The following is a 1,534-nucleotide window of genomic DNA, read 5'->3' on the forward strand; positions in this document are numbered from 1 at the left end:
TAACTACTCCTTGGTGTTCGCCCTGTCCGCGGTGGTTCCGGCAACGTTGTCCATGGATATCTAGGCCAGGGCGCCCGGGGATTATTTCGCTGGCCGGGGCCAAGTACGCTTGGCCCCGGCAACCGGGCGTCAGCACGACCCCCCTTAATAACCGCACTGCTGCAAAAAAGCACGCACTAACTAGTCCAGGAGGACCACAGTGGCGAAGGCGAAGTTCGAGCGGACGAAGCCCCACGTCAACATCGGCACCATCGGTCACGTCGACCACGGCAAGACCACGCTGACGGCGGCGATCACCAAGGTGCTGGCTGACAAGTACCCGGATCTGAACGCCGCGTTCGCGTTCGATCAGATCGACAAGGCGCCGGAGGAGAAGGCTCGTGGTATCACGATCAACATCTCCCACGTCGAGTACCAGACCGAGAAGCGCCACTACGCGCACGTCGACGCCCCCGGTCACGCCGACTACATCAAGAACATGATCACCGGTGCCGCCCAGATGGACGGCGCGATCCTGGTCGTGGCCGCCACCGACGGCCCGATGCCGCAGACCCGTGAGCACGTGCTGCTCGCCCGTCAGGTCGGCGTGCCCTACATCCTGGTCGCGCTGAACAAGTCGGACATGGTCGACGACGAGGAAATCCTCGAGCTCGTCGAGATGGAGGTCCGCGAGCTGCTGGCTTCGCAGGAGTTCGACGAGGACGCGCCGGTCGTGCGTGTCTCCGGCCTGAAGGCCCTCGAGGGCGACCCGAAGTGGGCCGAGGCTGTCCTCGAGCTGATGAACGCCGTCGACGAGTCGATCCCGGACCCGGTCCGTGAGACCGAGCTCCCGTTCCTGATGCCGGTCGAGGACGTCTTCACGATCACCGGTCGTGGCACCGTCGTCACCGGTCGTGTCGAGCGCGGCATCGTCAACGTGAACGAGGAAGTCGAGATCGTCGGCATCCGCGAGAAGAGCACCAAGACCACCGTCACCGGTATCGAGATGTTCCGCAAGCTGCTCGACCAGGGCCAGGCGGGCGACAACGTCGGTCTGCTGGTTCGTGGCATCAAGCGTGAAGATGTCGAGCGTGGCCAGGTCGTCGTGAAGCCGGGCACCACCACTCCCCACACGGAGTTCGAGGGCCAGGCGTACATCCTGTCGAAGGACGAGGGCGGCCGCCACACCCCGTTCTTCAACAACTACCGTCCGCAGTTCTACTTCCGTACGACTGACGTGACGGGCGTTGTGACCCTCCCCGAGGGCACCGAGATGGTCATGCCCGGTGACAACACCGAGATGTCCGTCAAGCTGATCCAGCCGGTCGCCATGGACGAGGGCCTGCTGTTCGCGATCCGTGAGGGTGGCCGCACCGTCGGCGCCGGTCGCGTCACGAAGATCGTCAAGTGATTCTGTAATCACTGACACCGCAACGGCGTCGCTCCCCTGGGAGCGGCGCCGTTCGGGGGTTCCGGGCCAGCTGCCCCCCAGTAGCCCTAGTTGTGTGTGGGTGGGTGTGGGGTGCATTGGGGGGGTACGCCATCGGGTGTTTAG

At 64.3% G+C, this 1,534-nt stretch carries 1 protein-coding gene; it reads left to right on the forward strand.

The genetic code is table 11. The annotated features are described in order from the left end of the window. The first annotated feature begins 199 nt into the window (after window positions 1–199). Complete coding sequence (gene tuf, locus ACFWPJ_RS32505; RefSeq protein WP_378857305.1) at window positions 200–1,390, forward strand: elongation factor Tu; 1,191 nt, start codon at window positions 200–202, stop codon at window positions 1,388–1,390. Window positions 1,391–1,534: the final 144 nt, after the last annotated feature.

This window comes from Nocardia sp. NPDC058497 (assembly GCF_042720195.1).
Taxonomy (GTDB): domain Bacteria; phylum Actinomycetota; class Actinomycetes; order Mycobacteriales; family Mycobacteriaceae; genus Nocardia.